Consider the following 18,331-nt stretch of genomic DNA (forward strand, 5'->3'; position numbering starts at 1 on the left):
ACTCGTCCGAGCCCGTCAGCGTAGAGTGGGCGGGTGTCAGCTGATCTTGGAGACCGACCGAAGCCCAAGCCGTTCGATGAGTGGCGGGACATCTATGACGTCCTTGAACAGGTGCGGCAGCGGCCCGGCATGTTCGTGCGCAACGGCTCGCTGGACGACCTGGGCCTGCTTTTCTCGGGGTACGGCCTTGCCCTGCGGATTCACGGGGTCGACGAGCGGTTCGATTTCGATCCGGCCGGCCCGTTCCAGCAGTGGCTGTGCTGGACGCGCGGTTGGCCGTTGAGCCTCAGCTGGTACAAGTTCATCGAGCAGAACGCTGGTGCGGTTCCGCCGCTGGAGGCGTTCTTTCAGCTGCTTGACGAGTGGCGGGCGAGTGTGGCCGCCGAGAACTCGGCAGCAGCAGAAACGGCTCCCTGACAGGCCGTTGAACGGCATCACGAGCGGCTGTGCGCGGTGCCCGACGGCGACCTCGTCACGGTGCTCCGCGAGGGCAGGGCCTCCGTGGTCACGGACACCATCGAGACCGGCCGCCTACCTGGTGCGGCTGCTGAAGCACATGGAGGCCACTGGCCGGACCGTCGCCGTGCCCGTCGACCGTGCGGCCGACGCGACCGGGGACGGCGTCGTCGACGAGCTCTCGTCGGGCTACATCCGGCGCGCGAAGGATGCGATGCCGCGCCAGGGACGGGACTTCCGGTGGCGGATGGTCATGGACTACCGGCACGACAGGAAGGTCCTGCTCTCCGACCCGATCGAGGACGGCGTCCTCCGGTTCACCGGCGCCCCGGACGGCAGTTGATCCGCCACTGGGTTCCCGGGAGTCCCGGACGGGTGGGCCCCGGTGGACGGCGTACCGTCCACCGGGGCCCACCGGGTGTCACGCGAGCGGGACCTCCAACTGCCGGGCCAGGTCCGCGACCAGGGCGTCCAGCCAGCCCCGGACGGTGCCCGCGTCGAACAGGTCGGCGTCGTACTCGACCTGACCCAGGTAGCCGTCGGCGTCCGGGGTGAGCGAGAACGCGCAGTCGGCGCGGGCGGAGTGGCCGGGGATGTCCTCGATCTCGGCGGTCAGGCCGGGGAGGTCGAGGGCGATGGGCGGGGTGCTCTGGACGGCGAGCACGATCTGCGGGTACCCGACGGGCATGGGGACGCCGCGCTCCCGCAGCGGTTCGACCAGCAGGCCGAACGGCATCAGGGAGTGGTCGAGGGCGGAGGCGATCGCCTCGGCGGCGCGGTCCACCAGGCCCGCGAAACCGCTCTCGCCCCGGGTCGGCACCAGGATCGGCATGCTGCTGGTGAGCAGGCCGACCACCTGCTCGTCGACCGGCCGCCGACGGTTGGCGTTGGAGAGCAGGATCAGCACCTCCGGCGCGCCGCTGAGCGAGCCGAGCAGCCGGGCGAACGCGGCGACCACGACGGCCGAGGCGGTGGCGGAGCGCGCGGCGGCGTAGCGCCCGATCTCCTCGGCCACGGCCGCCGGGATCCGGAACTCGGCCGTCTCACCGTGCCCGGAGCGCCGTTCGGGACGGGGCCGGTCGGTGGGCACGTCCACCGAGAGCGAGGCGCCGCCGAGGGCCTCGGCCCAGTGGTCGGCGGCCGCCGCCATGGAGGCCCGGTTGACGACCGTCCGCTCCCAGCAGGCGTGGTCGGTCATCCGGCCGGCCTCTCCCGGCAGCGGCCCGCCCGTGCGGTAGAGCGCGCTCAGGTCGGCCAGCACGGTGGCCAGCGACCAGCCGTCGAGCGCGATGTGGTGGATGGTCAGCAGCAGCACCCACTCCTGCGCCGCCGGGCGCAGCAGTCGGGCGCGCAGCAGCGGGGGCGCCGTCAGGTCGAACGGGCGGCCGACCTCGGCCTCCAGGGCCGCGGCGAGGGCCGCGTCCCGTTCGGCGGGGGCGAGCCCGCGCAGGTCCTCGACCGGGACGTCCAGCGGGGTGTTCGGCAGCACCTGCTGGAGCCCGCCGAGCTCGGTGTCCACGAACCGGGTCCGCAGGCTCTCGTGCCGCTCGGTGACCGCCGTCAGCGCGGCGGCCAGCCGCCCGGGCTCCAGCGGCCCGCGCAGGGTGATCCGCTGGAGGATGTTCCACACCGCCGGGTCGGCGGCGTCGCCGTGGGCCTTGTGCAGCCGCCACTGGGTCACCCCGGCCGGCGCGGCGGACAGCGCCTCCCCGGCGCCGGTCAGGGTGGTCAGCAGCCGGTCGCGGTGGGCCCGGACGAGGCCGGTGACCTCCTCGTCCATCGCGCCGGCGGGGGCCAGGTAGCCGAGCCGCTCGCCGGTGGTGCGCAGCACGATCTCGCGTTCGTCGAGCAGGCGCAGCAGCCGCGCCCAGCCGTCCTCCGCCGTGCTCGCCGCGTCCTCTCCTCGAACGTCCTCCGCCGTGCTCACAGGGTCCCCTCCTCGAAGGCCGGGGCCGGGTGCTGCTCGGCGGCCGGCTCGTGGGCGGCCATCGCGCGGACGGTCGGGCGGCGGAAGAAGTCCAGCACGCCGATCCGCAGCCCGGTCTCCTCGCGGACCCGGTTCAGCAGCCGGGTGGCGGCCAGCGAGTGCCCGCCCAGGTCGAAGAAGGAGGTCTCCACCCCGACGGGGCGGCCGAGCTCCTCCTCCCAGAGCCGTTGCACGGTCCGTTCCAGCTCGGTGGCCGGCGCGGCCTGGGGCTCGTCCGCGCCGAGCGGGCGCGGCTCCGGCAGGGCGGCGGTGTCGAGCTTGCCGTGGGCGTTGAACGGCAGGGCGTCGACGGTGGCCCAGAGCCCGGGCACCATGTAGTCGGGCAGCAGGTCGGCCAGCCGGTCGGCGACCCGGGGCAGGTCGGCCGGCGCGCATCCGACGTACCCGGCGAGCACGGTGCCCGCCGCGGTGCGGCGCGCCGTCACGGCGGCGGCGTGCACGCCGGGAACGCCGCGCAGCACGGTCTCGATCTCGCCCGGCTCGACCCGGTAGCCGCGCACCTTGACCTGGCGGTCGGCCCGGCCGAGGTACTCCAGCCGGCCGTCCGGGCGCCAGCGGCCGAGGTCGCCGGTGCGGTAGCTGGGGCCGTCGGGGGTGTCGGTGAAGACGGCGGCGCTCTCCTCGTCGCGGCCGATGTAGCCGATGCCGACCTGGACGCCGAGGGCGTGGATCTCGCCGACCGCTCCGGCCGGCACCCGGCGGCCGGCGGGGTCGCGCAGCACGATCCGGCTGCCCGGGGTCGGGCGGCCGATCGGCGCGTACTCCGGGCCGTCCGGGTCGATCTCGCCGGCCGTCAGCGCGTGGGTCTCGGTCGGGCCGTAGTGGTTGATCAGCCGGCAGCCGGGGTTGCGGCTCAGGAAGGCCCGCAGCCCGGGGGTGACCAGCACCTGCTCGCCGCCCGAGATCAGCTCCCGCAGGTGCGGCACGGGCTCCTCGCCGAGCGCGTCGGCCAGGGCGGCCAGCGGCGTGTACGGCAGGTGGAGCCGCTCGGCCCGGGTGGAGCGGACCACGGCGGCCAGCGCCGTCACGTCGTAGCGGGTCTCCTCCTCGATCAGCAGCAGGGTGCCGCCGCCGGCCAGTGTGGTGAGGATCTCCTGGACGCTGACGTCGAAGCCGCAGGAGGCGTACTGGAGGGTACGGGCCGCGGGGTGGTCGGCGACGTTCCAGGCCACGAAGTGGGCCAGGGCGAGGGAGTGCATCAGCACGCCCTTGGGGCGGCCGGTGGAGCCTGAGGTGTAGAGCAGGTACGCGGGGGCCTGCGCCGAGGGGGCGGGCAGCGGGGGCAGTTCGGCGGCGGCGTCGGCCGGGGCGGTGGCGGTGAGCACCGTCGGGACGGTCAGGCCGAGCTCCGCCGGGGCGTCGTCCGTGGTGGTGAGCAGGACGACCGGCGCGCTGTCCTCGACGATCAGCCGGCAGCGCTCGGGGCCCTGCAGCACGTCGACGGGTACGTGGACGGCGCCGAGGCGCAGGATGGCCAGCAGCGCGGCCACCAGGTCGACCGAGCGGGGCAGCAGGACGCCCACCCGGCTGCCCTCGCGGACGCCGGCCGCCAGCAGCCGGCCGGCCAGGTCGTCCGCCCGGGCCAGCAGCGTCCGGTAGTCCGTCCCGGTGCCGTCGGCGGCGACCACCGCGGTCTGCTCGGGCCGGCCTGCCGCGGTCGCGGCGATGGTGGCCAGCGGGTGCTCGGGTTCCCGGACGGCCGGGGGGCCGCACTCCAGGGCGGTGTCGGCCTCGGTGGCGGACACGGCGGTGAGTTCGACGAGGGGGCGCTCCGGGTCCGAGACCGCGGCGGTGAGCAGCCGCTCGAAGGCGCCGAGCAGCCGGTCGACGGTGGCCCGGTCGAAGAGGGTCTCGGCGTACTCGACGTGGCAGCGGATGCCGTCGGGCAGGCTGGTCAGGAAGAGCGTCAGGTCGAAGGCGGAGCGGTCCGCGACGTGGTCCAGCGGACGGGCCGTCACCCCGGGCAGGTCCAGTTCGAAGACCATGTGGTTCTCGAACTCGACCATGACCTGGAACAGCGGGTTGCGGCTGGTGTCGCGCTGCGGGTTCAGCTCCTGCACCAGTACCTCGAAGGGCAGCTGCTGGTGCTCGTAGGCGTCCAGCGCGGTGGAGCGGACCCGGCCGAGCGCCTCGGCGAAGGCCGGCTCGCCGGAGAGGTCCAGGCGCAGCGCCAGGGTGTTGACGAAGAACCCGACCAGGTCCTCGGTGCCGTCGGCCCGGTTGGCCACCGGGGTGCCCAGCACGATCTCGTCCTGGCCGGCGTACCGCTGCAGGACGCCGGCGAAGCCGGTCAGCAGCACCATGAACAGGGTGGAGCGCTTGGACCGGGCCAACTCCCGCAGGCCGTCCGCGAGTTCGGCGGGCAGGTGGTGGACGAAGGAGCGGCCCCGGCCGTCCGGCACCGCCGGGCGCGGCCGGTCGGTGGGCAGGGACAGCACCGGCAGGTCACCGCCGCCGAACACCTTGCGCCAGTGGGCGAGGCTCTCCTCGTACTCGCCGGCGGCCACCCGGGCCCGCTCGCGGGCGGCCTCGGTGGCCGGGCCGGTGGTGAGCACCGGGAGCCGGGCGGCCCGGTCCTCCCGGGCGGCCAGGTAGAGCTCGCCCAGCTCGCGGGTGATCACCACGGTGGACAGGGTGTCGATCACGATGTGGTGCATCGAGAGGACCAGGACGTGCCGGTCGGCGTCCCGCTCCAGCAGCAGGGCCCGGAACAGCGGGCCCTCGGCGAGGTCGAAGCGGTGGGCGCCCTCGGCGGCGACCAGGTCGGCCACCGGGTCCGGGCTGCCGCCGTCGGCCGTGATCCGCCGCAGCACCGGGCCGGCGGGCGGCGCCAGCACCTGCTGGAACGGTTCGCCGTCCTGCTCCCGGAAGACGGTGCGCAGCGCGACGTGGCGTTCGACCAGCCGGCGCAGCGCGGCGTCCAGGGCCCGCGGGTCGAGCGGGCCGTCCAGGGCGATCGCCTTGACCTCGTTGTACTGCCCGCCGTCGGGCAGCATCCGGTGCAGGAACCACATCCGCTGCTGGGCGTAGGACAGCGGCGCGCCGCGCAGGGTGTCCCGGCGCAGGACGTCGAGCTGGGGCAGGCCGGCCGCCACCAGGTCGGGGGAGAGCCCGAAGTCCACGAAGGCGGCGATCTCGTCGGCGCCGGCCGCCCGCAGCTCGGACAGCACCCCCTGGACGCTCTCCGGGGTGCCGATCAGCGCGCGGGAGGCGCAGTAGCGCTCGTACGCGCGCTCCAGCACGTACTCCAGGTCGTCATCGCGGGCGCTCTCGTAGTCCAGGGTCAGGCCCAGGCTGTTGGCCATCTGCCCGAACAGCGAGAGCGAGGAGCGCAGGTAGTTGCAGAACGGCCGGTAGGCCTGCTCGCGGGCGGTGGCCAGGTCGGTGCCCAGGTAGGTGTGGACCAGCACGACCACCCGGCCGGCCTCCGGGTCGAGCCCGTGCTCGGCCCGGGTGCGCCGGTAGACCTCGATGTTCTCGGCCAGCTGGGAGATGTCCTGGGTCATCAGGTTGGTGATGACGCCGAGGTCGTGCCGGGCGGCCTCGCGGAAGCTGTCCGGGTTGCCGACGATCGCGGTGAACATGGGCGGCAGGTCCTGCAGGGGGCGCGGGTGCAGGGTCACCTCGATCGGCTCACCGTTGCCGTTGCGGCCCTGGTACGGCTCGCCGCGCCACAGCGCCCGGACGGTGTCGACCTGCCGGTGCATCAGCTCCTTGTGGCTGCCGTAGTTCTCGGGGAAGAACAGGAAGTCGTTGGGGTGCCAGCCGCTGGCGCAGCCCAGGCCGACCCGGCCGCCGGACAGGTTGTCGACCACCGACCACTCCTCGGCCACCCGCACCGGGTGGTGCAGCGGCAGCACGGCGCAGCCCGCGTTCAGCCGGATCCGGCTGGTCTCCCGGGCGAGGGCGGCGGCCAGCACCGAGGGGTTGGGGAAGATGCCGCCGAAGGAGTGGAAGTGGCGCTCCGGCAGCCAGACCGAGTGGAAGTCGTGCCGGTCGGCGAAGCGGGCGCTCTCCAGGACGATGCGGTACTTCTCGTCCTCCGGGGAGTCCAGCGGGTAGTCGCCGAAGAAGTAGAGGCTGAAGTCCACCGGCCGCTGCGGGTCGCTGACCGGCTGGTACGCGATCGGCTCCGCCCGGCCGCGCAGGGTCTCGGCGGGGACGGCGAGTTCGGCGGCCGGCCGGGGGGCCGGCAGGCGGACGCCGGGCGAGGCCGGGAAGAAGCCGCCGCGCCGCAGGTCGCGCAGCGACTCGCGGACCGCGTCGATCACGAACTCCAGGTCGCCGTCGGTGTGGGCGGTGGAGAGGAAGAAGTTGCGCCACTCCCACACGTAGACCCCGCGGGTCAGCAGGTGCGGGAAGAGCAGCTCCATGTCGGCCCGGGGCTCGAAGCGGAAGAGCGAGCCGAAGTGGGCCAGGCGCAGCGGGAACTCCTCCTCCTCGAAGAAGCCGTTCAGGGTGGCCGCCAGCTCGTCGGTGCGGGCGTTCAGCCGCTCCTGGAGGCCGGGGCCGGCCGCCTTGAGGTGGCGCAGCACCGCGCCCGCGGCGGTCATCGCCAGCGGGTGCTGGATGTAGGTGCCGCCGAAGAAGGTGGTGTCCTTGGGCGGGTAGCTGTCGTCCCCGTAGTCCCAGTGGCCGCCGTCGATCCCGTCCATGATGTCGGCCCGCCCGGCGATCGCGCCGATCGGGTAGCCGCCGCCCAGCACCTTGCCGTAGGTGGACATGTCGGGGGTGACGCCCCAGAAGCCCTCGGCGCCGCGCAGGTGGGGCCGGAAGCCGGTGAGCATCTGGTCGAAGACCAGCACGATGCCGAGCCGGGTGGTCAGTTCGCGCAGCGAGCGGACGAAGTCGGCGGGCTGGCGGCCGGGGTGGCGGCTCTGCACCGGTTCGACCAGGACGGCGGCGATCCGGTCGCCGTGCTCCTCGATGACCTTGAGGCTCTCCGGGTCGCCGTACCGCAGCACCAGCAGGTCGGCGACCGCGCTGCCGGGGATGCCGATGGAGACCGGGACGGTCTCCCGGTCGGCGCCGCGGCCCAGCGTCCGGCCCAGGGTCTGGTCGGAGTGGCCGTGGTAGGAGCCCTCGAACATGACGATCTTGTCCCGGCCGGTGTGCGCGCGGGCCAGCCGGATCGCCCCGGCGTTCGCCTCGGTGCCGGAGTTGGCGAAGGCGACCCTCTCGGTGCCGGTCAGCTCGGCCAGCAGCTCGGCGGCCTCGCCGGTCTCCGGACCGCGCGGGCCCAGCCGCAGGCCCGAGGACAGGTGCTCGCGGACGGCCTCGGAGACGAACTCCGGGTCGTGGCCGAAGAGCAGGACGCCGAAGCCCATGGTGATGTCGACGTACGCGTTGCCGTCGACGTCCTCCAGCCGGGAGCCCCGGGCCCGCCGGGCGGCGAGCGGGTAGAGCATCTCCTTGGTGCCGGAGCGGAAGCCGACCACGGCACGGCTGTCCGCCAGGGTGCGGCGGTGACGGCGGGTGATCGCCTTGGAGGCGGTGGTGCGGGCGGTGAAGCGGGCGACCAGCTCGTCCACGTGGGCGCGCTGCTGGTCGGTCAGGCCGCCGGAGGCCATGCCGGACTCGCGGGAGACGGTCACCCGGGGGCCGTGCACCTGCGGGGCGGGCGCCTCGGCGGCGGGTGCGGCGGGTGCCTCGGCGGCGGGTGCGGGGGCGACGGCGGGCGTCGGGACCGGGGCGGTGACGGGTACGGCCGCCGCCGGGGGCAGGGCCGCGGGCACGGGCGCCGCGGGGAGCGCGGGCGCGCCGCCGCCGGCCAGCAGGCCGAGCTGGTCGCGCATCAGGTCGGAGAACTGGCCGAGGAGCGCGAGCTGGCGCTCGATCAGGCCGGTGCCGTCGGTCACCGGCCGCAGCGCGGTGGGCACCGCCTGCGGGACGGTGGGCGCGACGGGCACGGGCTGGGGAACCGGCACCGCGGCCGGGGCCTGGACGGGCGGTGCCTGGACGGGCGGGGCCGGGTGGACGGCGGGTGCGCCCTGGGCCACCGGGGCGGCCTGGACGGCAACGGGAGCGGCAGCGGGAACGGCGGCCGGAGCGGGCACCGCAGCCGTGGCGGCCGCCGGAACGGGCGCGGGCTCGGGCTCCGCCACGGGCTCCGGCTCGGCGGCCGGCAGCAGCGTGGCCAGCACCGCCGGCTCCAGCCGGGAGGCGATCAGCCCGGCCAGCCGGGCCGGGGTGTCGGCCGCCTCGAAGAGTTCGCGCATCGACACCCGGACCCGGAACGCGCGCTCCAGGTCGCGGATCATGTTGATCATCGAGAGCGAGTCGGCGCCCAGGTCGAAGAACGGCTCGTCCGTCCCGACCGAGGCCTCGTCGTAGCCGAGCTGGCGGGCCGTCTGCTCGACGACCCGGCGCAGGACGGCCTGCTCGGCGAACTCCTCGGGGCTCGGCGTCGGTGCGGCGGCCGGCGTCGCGGCCGGTGCGCTCTGCTGGGGTGGGTCCTGGCGCATGGCGGGGTCCTCGGTGGTGGGCCGGGCAGGGGCGGTGAACCAGTGGCGGCGGCGTTGGAAGACGGTGGTGGGCAGCGGGACGCGGCGGGCAGGCCCGTCCGGCCAGTCCCGGGCGGCGGCGAAGCGGGCCCAGTCGAGCGGGACGCCGTGCGACCACAGCGCGGCCGCGGCGGCGTCGAACTGCTGCTCCGGCGAGGCGCCGCGCCGGCCGCCGGCGACGAAGTGGCGGTGCGGCAGCTCCCGGCGGCCCATGCCGGTCAGCGTCGGGTGCGGGCCGAGCTCCAGGAACAGCTCGTGGTCCAGTCCGTCCAGCGCGGCGAGCACCTGGTCGAACCGGGCGGTCTCCCGGGTCTGCCGCAGGAAGTACTCGGGCGTCGGGACGGTCCCGGGGGCCAGCACCTCGCCGCCGAGGTTGCTGACCAGCGGGACGGCCAGCGGCCGCAGGCGCAGCCGGGCCAGCTGGTCGCGGAAGGGGTCGAGCATCGGGTCGAGCAGGCGGGAGTGGAACGCCCGGTCGGTGGCCAGGCGTTCGGTGGTCACCCCGTCGGCGGCCAGTACGGCCTCGGCGGCGGCGATCTCGCGCGGCGGGCCGGCCAGCACGCACTGGCCCTTGCCGTTGACCACGGCCAGGTCCACCCCGGGCAGCCAGTCGCCGAGCCCGGCCAGCCGGTCCGGGCCGGCCGAGACCACCGTCATGGCGCCCGGTTCGGTCAGCCGGTGCATCAGCCGGCCGCGCAGCGCCGTCAGGAACATCCCGTCGGCCAGGTCGAGCGCGCCGGCCGCGTGGAAGGCCGCGTACTCCCCGGCGCTGTGCCCGGCGACCGCGGCGGGACGCACGCCGAGCTCCTGCCAGAGCCGCAGGTAGGCCGCTTGGAGGGCGAACAGCGCGGGCTGCGCCGCCTCGGTGGTCCAGGTGTCCTCGGTGCCCTGCGCGGCGGGGTCGAGCAGCAGCGGCAGCAGCGGCTCGTCCCAGGCCGCGCGGTGCAGCCGGTCGCACTCCTCCAGGACGGCGCGGAAGACCGGGAACGCGGCGTGCAGTTCGGCGGCCATGCCCCGGTACTGGGATCCCTGGCCGGTGAAGAGCAGCACCGGCCGGACCTCGCCGCGCCCGGTCTCGCGGTGGGCCGCGCCGGCGGTGGGCCGGCCCGCCAGGAAGGCGTCCAGGCCCTTGCGCAGGGCGGCCGGGTCGGGGCCGGTGACGGCCAGCCGGTGGCGCAGCGCGCGCCGGCCGGCGCCGAGGGTGAGCGGCAGGTCGCCGGGTGCCAGGGCGGGTTCGGCGTCCAGCCGGTCGCGGAGCAGTCCGGCCAGCTCGGTGAGGCCCTGGGCGGTGCGGGCCGACAGCGGCAGCACGGTCGGGGCCGGCCGCGGCGCGGGCACCGCGGCGGTGGCCGGAGCCTGCTCCAGCACCAGGTGGGCGTTGGTGCCGCCGACGCCCAGGGCGCTGACCCCGGCCCGGCGCGGGGTGGGGCCGTCCGGCCAGTCCCGGCGCTCGGCGGCGAGCCGGAACGGGCTGCCGGCCAGCTCCAGCGCGGGGTTGGGGCTGGTGAAGTTCACCAGCGGCGGGACGGTGCCGTGCCGCAGCACCAGCAGCGCCTTGATCAGGCCCGCCATTCCGGCGCAGGTGTCCAGGTGGCCGATGTTGGGCTTGACCGAGCCGAGCGAGCAGAACCCGGCGGCCTCGGTCCGGGACCGGAACGCCTGGGCCAGCGCCCGGAACTCGATCGGGTCGCCGAGCGGGGTGCCGGTGCCGTGGGCCTCGATGTAGCCGATGCTCTCGGCCGGTACGCCCGCGAGGTCCAGGGCCCGGCCGACCACGGCCGCCTGCCCGTCCACGCTGGGCGCGGTGTAGCCGACCTTCCGGCCGCCGTCGTTGTTGACGGCGGAGCCGAGGATCACCCCGTGCACGGTGTCGCCGTCGGCGAGCGCCCGGTCGAGGCGCTTGAGCAGGACGGCGGCGACGCCGTTGCCGCCGACCGTGCCGCCCGCGTCGGCGTCGAAGGCCCGGCAGGCGCCGTCGGGGGAGAGGATCGACCCCTCCTCGTAGCGGTAGCCGGCGGCCTGCGGGATGTGCAGGGCGGCGGCCCCGGCGAGGGCCAGCTCGCAGTCGCCCGCCAGCAGGGACTGCACGGCCAGGTGCACCGCGACCAGCGAGGTGGAGCAGGCCGTCTGCACGCCGATCGCCGGACCGGTGAGGCCCAGCCGGTAGGCGACCCGGGTGGCGGCGAAGTCCGCCTGGTTGCCGATCGCGGTCTGCAGGGCGGCCACCGGTTCGGCCGGGTCGGCGGTGGCGGCCAGGGTGTGCTGGTAGTAGTTGCGCAGCGCGTACAGGGTCATCCCGGTTCCGGCGAAGACCCCGACCCGGCGCTCCGGGTCCGGTGCGTCGTAGCCGCCGTCCTCCAGGGCCTGGCGGCAGATCTCCAGCAGCAGGCGCTGCTGCGGGTCCATCAGCGCGGCCTCGGTGCCGCTGATCCCGAACGCCTCGGCGTCGAAATGGTCGACGTCGGTGAGCGCCCCGGTGACCGGGACGAAGTCGGGGTGGCGGTACTCCTCCGGGCGCAGTCCGGCGGCGGCCAGCTCCTCCTCGGTGAACCGGGTGGTGCTCCGGACGCCCTCGACGATGTTCCGCCAGTACTGCTCGGGGGTGTCGGCGCCCGGCAGGCGCAGCGCCAGGCCGACGATCGCCACCCGGCGGTCGTCGCCCGGCCCGGCGTCGGTGCCGGCGGCGGCGGCGGGGGAGCGGAGCGGAGCGGTGGGTGCGGCCGGTTCGGCGGCCAGGTGCTCGATCAGGGCGTCCACGGTGGGGTGGCGGAACAGCTCGGTGGGCGCCGGGGGCGTGGGCAGCACGGCGCTGAGCGCGCCGTGCACCCGCATCAACTGGAGGGAGCCGATGCCGAGTTCGGCGAGCGGGCGGCCCGGGTCCAGCGGGGTGTCCAGGACGGACTCGAAGGCGTCCAGGACGAGTCGGCGCAGCCCGGACGGTGCGGTCCGGCCGGTGCCCGGGACGGGCTGTGCGGCGGGCCGGCCGTCCGCTGCCGCGGTGCCCGGTGTCGTGGTGTCCGGTGCCGTGGTGGACGGTGTCGTGGTGCCCGGTGCCGGGGCGGCGGCGGTCACCGGGCGGGGTGCGGTGGCGCGCAGCCGGCGCCGGGCGGCGGGGGAGCTCGGGTCCGGACCGGCGTACCGGTGACCCGGGGCGCCGGCCAGCAGCAGGGCGGCCAGTCGGCGCCCGTGGGCGGCGCTCAGCACGGCGATGCCCCGGCCGGTGGCGGCCTGCTCGTTCTCCGTGTCGCGGTTCATGCCGACCCCGCGCCACAGGCCCCAGGAGATCGTCCAGGCCGGGGTGCCGCTCTCGCGGCGCAGCCGCTCGACGGTGCTCTCCAGGTAGCGGTTGGCGGCGGCGTAGCCGGTGGAGCCGACCGCCTCCTGGAGGCCGATCATCGAGGAGAAGGCGACGAACTGTGCTCCGGGCCGTTCCTTGACCAGCTCGATGAGGTGGTCGGTGCCCTCGGCCTTGGTCCGGACGGCCTCCCGCCAGCCCTCGGTGCCGGTGTCGGCGAGGAGCGCGAGCCGGTAGCCGCCGGCCAGGTGGAGCACGCCGTCCAGCGGCGCCTGCCACTCCCGTTCGGCCTCGGCGACGACCTCCGCCACCTGCTGACGGTTCGTCACGTCGGCCTGGCGGTAGCCGACCTGACCGCCCTGGGCGGCCAGTCGGCGCAGTGCGGCCCGGCGTTCGGCGGCCTCGGCGGTCGGGGCGTCCAGGTCGCTGCGGCCGACGATCAGCAGTCGGGAGCCGTACTCGCGCAGCAGCCCGGGCAGCAGCTCGGCGGCGATCCCGCCGAGGCCGCCGGTGACGAGGTAGCGGGCGCCGGGGGTGAGCAGCGAGCAGCCCGCCCCGGACGGCGCGGAGGCGGCCTCGACCGTTTCCAGCCGGGGGACCCAGGGGCGGCCGGCGCGCCAGGCGGATTCGGGGTCGGGCCGGGGATCGGTGAGCAGGGTGAGCAGGGCGCCGGCCTGTTCCGCGGCCGGTGCCTCGCGTGGCAGGTCGAGGTGCCGGGCGGCGGGCACCAGTTGTTCGGCTCGCGCCCCGGCGGTCAGCGCCGCGGTCAATGCGGCGGTGGGACTGGGGAGTTCTCCGGGGAGTACGGCGTGCAGCCCGGCGCTGACCGAGACCAGCTCGCGGAGCGGCGGCCGGGCCGGGAGCGCCCGGAGCAGGGCGAGCAGTGCCTCGTCCGGCCGGGCCGGTCCGTCGGCCGTCGCGCTCCAGAGGTAGACCAGCCGGTCGGCCGTCCGGTCCCCGAGGGCCCGCAGCCAGTCCTCGGGGTCGGTGGTCGGCGGCCGGTCCACCACCAGGGCGTTCGGCAGGGCGGTGGCCAGGGCCTCGGTGAGGGTGCCGGGGCCGGCCGGGCCGAGCAGCAGGATCGTTTCGTCCGCCAGCGGAGCGGCCACGGCCTGCGGAACCGGGCGGGGCTCCCAGCCGAGCCGCCGCACGCAGTCCGGCAGCGTCCGGGAGTTGGCCTCGGCCAGGTCCAGCGCCACGACGTGGTCGTCGAGTTCGCCGTCCAGCAGCCGGCGACGCAGCGCGGTGCGCTGGATCTTGCCGCTGGTGGTGCGGGGGAACTCGGCCGCCGGGACGGGGAGCACCAGGGCGGGCGCGGGCTGTCGGCGGGCCGCCAGCAGCTGCCGCACCTCGGCGGCGACGGGCGGCGCGGGGGCCTGCGGGTCGCTCTGGACGTAGGCGATGACCAGCTGCTCGGTGCCGGTGCGTTCGTCCGGCACCCCGAAGGCCGCGACGTGTCCGGAGCGCACCCCCGCCACGGAGGCCACCACGTCCTCCAGCTCGTGGCAGAAGTAGTGCACGCCGTTGACGATGATGATCTCCTTGCGACGGCCGGTGAGCACCACCTCGCCGTCGGTCAGGAAGGCGAGGTCCCCGGTGTCGAACCAGTCGTCGCCGACGAAGGCCTCCTGGTTGGCGGCCGGGTTGTTCAGGTACCCCGGCGTCACCCGGCCGGAGCGGACCTGGAGCCGGCCGACCCAGTGCTCGGGCAGCGCCCGCCCGTTGTCGTCGGTGACCCGCATCCGGGTGCCGGGCGCGGGCCGTCCCATGCTGAGGAAGCCGGTGCCGCGCTCCGCCGAGTCCGGGTCGGCGGGCTCCAGCCGGCCGCTGAGCGAGTCGGTGCGCACCAGCCGGCGGGAACCGTCCTCGTGGTAGCGCTTGTAGGTGATCACCGTGCAGGTCTCGGCCATGCCCCAGCCCAGCAGCAGGTGCTCGGGGCGGACGCCGAACGGGGCGGTGGCGGCCAGGAACTCGTCCAGCACCGCCTCGGTGCACTGCTCGCCGGCGTTGATCAGCGACTTGACCGCGGACAGGTCCCAGTGGCGTCCGGGCCCGGCGGCCCGGACGGCCTCGGCGACCAGCCGGTAGCCGAAGTTGGGCGACCAGGAGTGCGCGCCCCGGTAGCGCTCCAGCGCGTCCAGCCAGACCAGCGGGTCGGCGAGGACGAGTTCGGTGGGCACCTGCACCTGGTCGGCGGCCAGCACCACGTCGCGCAGGTGGAACATCAGCAGTCCGGCGACGTGGTCCAGGGGCAGCCAGTTGACCGTGGTGTCGGCCGGATCGCAGCCGTTCGCGACGGCTCCGGCGGTGTACTCCAGGATGCCGCGGTGGGTGATCTGCACCGCCTTGGACCGCCCGGTGCTGCCGGAGGACAGCTGGAGGATCGCGACGTCGCCGGGGGCGGGGGCGTGTTCGGCGGCCGCCGGCCGGTCGCCGTCGACGGGCCGGTCGACGGCGATCACCCGCAGGCCCGGCGCCGGGTACAGCTCCCCGAGCCGCTCCAGGCCGGCCACCGCCGGCCCGCAGGCGAGCACCGGCGGCTCCTCCAGGGTCTGCCAGGCGTGCCAGAGCTTCTCCAGGACGGGGTTGCGCTCGTGGTAGTCCGGCGGGCGTGCCACCGTCACCGGCTGCACCCCGCCCAGCAGGCAGGCCCACAGGGTGGGGAAGTAGAGCTCCGGGTCCGGGACCTGGAGGATCACCCGGTCCCCGGCCCGCACTCCGGCGGAGGCCAGGGTGGTGAGGATCTCGCGCGATCGGGCCAGGAGTTGACGGTAGGTCAGCCGGGTCGCCTCGCCGCCCGCCCGGACCAGGTGCAGCCCCCGGTCGGGGTGCAGCTCGGCGGCGCGCAGCAGCGCCTCGGGCAGCGTCCGGGGCGCGTCCGGCGCGGGTGCGTGCAGCGGGGCGCCGACGGCCTCCGTCCCGGGGCCCGCGGGCGCGGCCGCCGGCTCCGTCGGGGCGGTGCCGGCCGTCGCCGACCCCTCCCCGAACGGCCGCCAGCGGTCGGTGAGTTCACGCAGGTGGCGCAGGGCGGGGCCGGGTGCGGCCGGCGCCCGGGTGAGCGCCGCGGCCAGGGCGGCGGCGTCGGGTTCGCCCTCGGGGGTGCGGACGATGCCGTCCAGGAGGTGCACCTCGGCGCTCGGGTCGGCGTCCAGCAGCGCCGCGGCGGCCCGGCGGCGCAGGGCCTCGGGATCGCCGTCGACGGCGGGCACCAGGTAGGCCCGCAGGCCTGGGCGGCCGTTCCCGTGCTCGACGGGCAGCAGCGCGCAGTCGGCGATCTCGGGGCGCAGCAGCAGTCGGGCTTCCAGGGTTCGCAGCCGGCCGTGGTCGGGACCGGTGGGGCTCATGACGTTCGGCACCTTTCGGATCGGTGCCGGGGCGCGGGTGTGGGCCGCCCCGGGTCGGGGAGGGGAGCGGAGACGGGTGGCGCGTACGGCGCGGAGGCGCCGGGGCGGTGCGGGGGAAAGCGCGGTGTCGCCTACGGCGCGGGCGCCGGAGGGGTGGTGCGAAGGAGCGGTGTCGCGTGCGGCGTGGGGGTGTCGCGGGAGTGGTGCGTCGGGCCGGTGTCGGGTACGGCGCGGGGCGCCGGGGTGGTGGCGGGGGCCGGTGGGCGGGCCGCTCAGCGGCGGCGGGTGCGGGCGACCAGGACGAGGAAGGCGAGCGCCAGCACGATCGGGACGGCGTGCGAGACGCCGACCACGGTCAGCGGGCTGACCACCGCCAGCAGTGAGCCGCTCAACAGCATCCCGGTGCCCATGCCGACGTTCTCGGCGGACGCGAGGATGCCGAAGGCCTCGCCGCGCCGCTCGTCGGCGAGGGCCTGGATCCGGGTGGTGTAGGAGATCTCGGTGAAGCCGTCACCGAGGCCGGCGCCGATCGCGACCAGCAGGAAGAGCGGGGTCGGGAGGTCGGTGAAGACCAGGATGAAGCAGGCGGACATCAGGCAGGTGCCCAGCGCGAAGCCGCGCTCGCCGGGCTCGATGCCCCGGCGCAGCATGAACCGGGAGACCAGTTGCTGGGCGCCGAGGTTGCCGATCGCCCAGGTGGCCCAGAAGGTGCCGAGCAGTGCGGCCGGGTTGTCGGGGGAGGACAGGTTGGCGAAGACCGGCAGGCTGATGTTGTGGGCCGCGGAGCCGAAGGCGTCCAGCAGTCGGATCCCCGCCATGGCGCCCACCACCGGAGCGGCCCGCAGGACGACCAGTGCCTGCCACCGGGGGCCGCGCTTCCCGGCTGCCGGCGCGGGTTCCTCCGGTTGGGTCGCGGGTTCCTCCGCCGGGACGGCCCGGGTGGGCAGGGGCAGCCGGATCACCAGTGCCCCGAACAGGACGAAGCTGGCCGCGTCGATGAGCAGCGCGGCCCGGAATCCGGCCCAGGCCACCACCACGCCCGCGGAGGCGAAGCCGAGCACCATCGCCGTCGAACGGCAGCTCGCCATCAGGCTGTTGGCCCGGGCGCGGCGCTCGGCACCGACCATCTCGGGGATGCTGGTCCGCAGCGCGACGGAGGCCACCGCGGCGGCGCCGCCGAGGACCAGGGCGAGCGGGTAGAGCACGGGGATGCGCATCGAGGCCGGGACGAGGGCGACGACGACCAGTGCCAGCGCCTGGGCCAGGGCGCAGCCCGTCATCAGCCGCCGTCGCTCCAGCCGGGCCACCAGCCGTCCGGCGACCAGCCCGCCGACGAGGCCGCCGCCCAGTCGCAGGACCAGGTACCCGGCCGTGCCGAGGGCGTTGCCGGCGGCCTCGTAGGCGAACAGGCTCAGCGCGACCAGGTCGAGCTGGCTCCCGTACATGTTCAGGGCGTCGCCCGCGGCCAGCCGGTAGAAGACCCGGGGCAGCTTGCTCGTGGTCTGGTGCGTTGCTTCCAATGCGGTGTCCGGCACCGTGGTCCCCCCGGGCACGCCATATATGGCGGTTCAGTGTGACATTGCACCGCAACCTAGAGGGTGAACGGGTGTCAGATCAATGCTTAGATCATTTCCTGTCCAAAAGATCGCGCACTCGGCCGACTTACTGTCATCTTTCGCGCCACCCTGGCCAATTGTTGGCGTACGGACAGGCGGGCGGAGTGATCGACGCGGGGGTCAGCGGCGGCCGAAGAGCCTGCCGAACCAGCCCTTGCCCGCGCCGCCCCGGGCGGCGCAGTCGCAGCGGGCGGACGCGGGCACCCCGGCCAGGACCTGCTCCACGTGCATCCCGCACCCGGCGAAGGTCGGCTTCCCGCAGGTGCGGCAGGCGACTCGTCGGCACATCCCGTTCTCCGTTCTCCGGGCCCCCAGGGGTGGGGCCGCCCTGTCAATATACCCCACCCCGTATTCGTAATGTCGGATTCGTCCGGCCGCCGGGGCCGGAACGGCGGCAGGGCGAGACCGGTGCGCGGAGAACCGGCGTGCAGAGGGCCCGCGTGCGGGAAATCGGCGTGCGGAGAAGGAGTGCGCCGAGAAGGGGCGCCGAGGAGGGAGCTGTCAGGCCGTCCCGGGCCGGGCCTGCGGAATCGCGTACGTCAGCGTGGCGCTGGCCACCAGGACGCCGTCGGCGTCCAGCAGCTCGGCCAGGACCACGCACAGCCGGCGCCCGAACTTGGCCGTCCTGGCGTGCACGCGCAGCGCCCCGGGGCGCGGCCGGTTGAGGAAGCTGATCTGCAGCGAGCTGGTCAGCGCCATCAGGGTGGGCCCGAGCCGGGCGTTGATCAGGAGGAACGCGGCCAGGTCGCACAGCCCGGCCTGCTCCGGGCCCGAGACGGTGCCGCCCGGGCGGGTGCGCAGCCGGTCGCCGTCCACCGCCATGGTCAGGGCGTGGCCGTCCACGTCGGTCACCCGGCAGGCGGCGTAGTCGGGGAACTGGTCGGTGATCAGCTCATTGAGCCGGTCGGGGCCCAGGAGGACGTCGACGGTGGCGACCCCCGTGTTCGAGTCGGTGGTCATGGGGGTCAGCGTAACCGTCGGCCCGGCGGTACGCCCGGCGTGGTCCAGGCCTGCTTCCGGCCAGCTTCGTTTTCCGTGGTCAACCGCCAAGATCCGTTACAGGAACGATAATTGCGCATGTCGCGCCGGTGTCGCGATGGCCGGAACCAGTCCCTCCGGCGCTGTCGGGT

7 protein-coding genes are annotated in these 18,331 nt (G+C 75.4%); 2 read left to right on the plus strand and 5 right to left on the minus strand.

Annotation, left to right across the window (positions count from 1 at the left end; all coding sequences use genetic code 11):
* Positions 1 to 33 precede the first annotated feature (33 nt).
* Both ACZ6EM_RS20245 and ACZ6EM_RS20250 read left to right on the plus strand, forming a co-directional pair.
* Positions 34 to 417: a hypothetical protein gene (locus tag ACZ6EM_RS20245; protein WP_401050729.1), complete on the plus strand. Its 384-nt coding sequence runs from the start codon at positions 34 to 36 to the stop codon at positions 415 to 417.
* Positions 418 to 556: 139 nt separating this feature from the next.
* Entirely contained in the window at positions 557 to 799 is a 243-nt protein-coding gene (locus tag ACZ6EM_RS20250) for a hypothetical protein (protein ID WP_465772904.1), read from the plus strand.
* Between the two features lie 78 nt (positions 800 to 877).
* On the opposite strand, the gene ACZ6EM_RS20255 is transcribed toward ACZ6EM_RS20250, so the two are convergent.
* The 5 genes from ACZ6EM_RS20255 to ACZ6EM_RS20275 all read right to left on the minus strand — a co-directional run bounded on the left by ACZ6EM_RS20255 (position 878) and on the right by ACZ6EM_RS20275 (position 18,161).
* Positions 878 to 2,383: a condensation domain-containing protein gene (locus ACZ6EM_RS20255; protein WP_465772905.1), complete on the minus strand. Its 1,506-nt coding sequence runs from the start codon at positions 2,381 to 2,383 to the stop codon at positions 878 to 880.
* Complete coding sequence (locus ACZ6EM_RS20260; RefSeq protein ID WP_465772906.1) at positions 2,380 to 15,585, minus strand: MupA/Atu3671 family FMN-dependent luciferase-like monooxygenase; 13,206 nt, start codon at positions 15,583 to 15,585, stop codon at positions 2,380 to 2,382. The genes ACZ6EM_RS20255 and ACZ6EM_RS20260 overlap by 4 nt, the downstream gene beginning before the upstream one ends.
* Before the next feature lie 272 nt (positions 15,586 to 15,857).
* Positions 15,858 to 17,105 carry an MFS transporter gene (locus ACZ6EM_RS20265; protein ID WP_401055265.1) on the minus strand — a complete coding sequence of 416 codons (1,248 nt, stop codon included), beginning with the start codon at positions 17,103 to 17,105 and terminating at the stop codon, positions 15,858 to 15,860.
* A gap of 216 nt (positions 17,106 to 17,321) precedes the next feature.
* Positions 17,322 to 17,489: a hypothetical protein gene (locus ACZ6EM_RS20270; RefSeq protein WP_465772907.1), complete on the minus strand. Its 168-nt coding sequence runs from the start codon at positions 17,487 to 17,489 to the stop codon at positions 17,322 to 17,324.
* A 213-nt stretch (positions 17,490 to 17,702) separates the two neighbouring features.
* Complete coding sequence (locus ACZ6EM_RS20275; RefSeq protein WP_465772908.1) at positions 17,703 to 18,161, minus strand: PaaI family thioesterase; 459 nt, start codon at positions 18,159 to 18,161, stop codon at positions 17,703 to 17,705.
* Positions 18,162 to 18,331: the final 170 nt, after the last annotated feature.

It is taken from the genome of Kitasatospora sp. NPDC041917, from assembly GCF_055589745.1.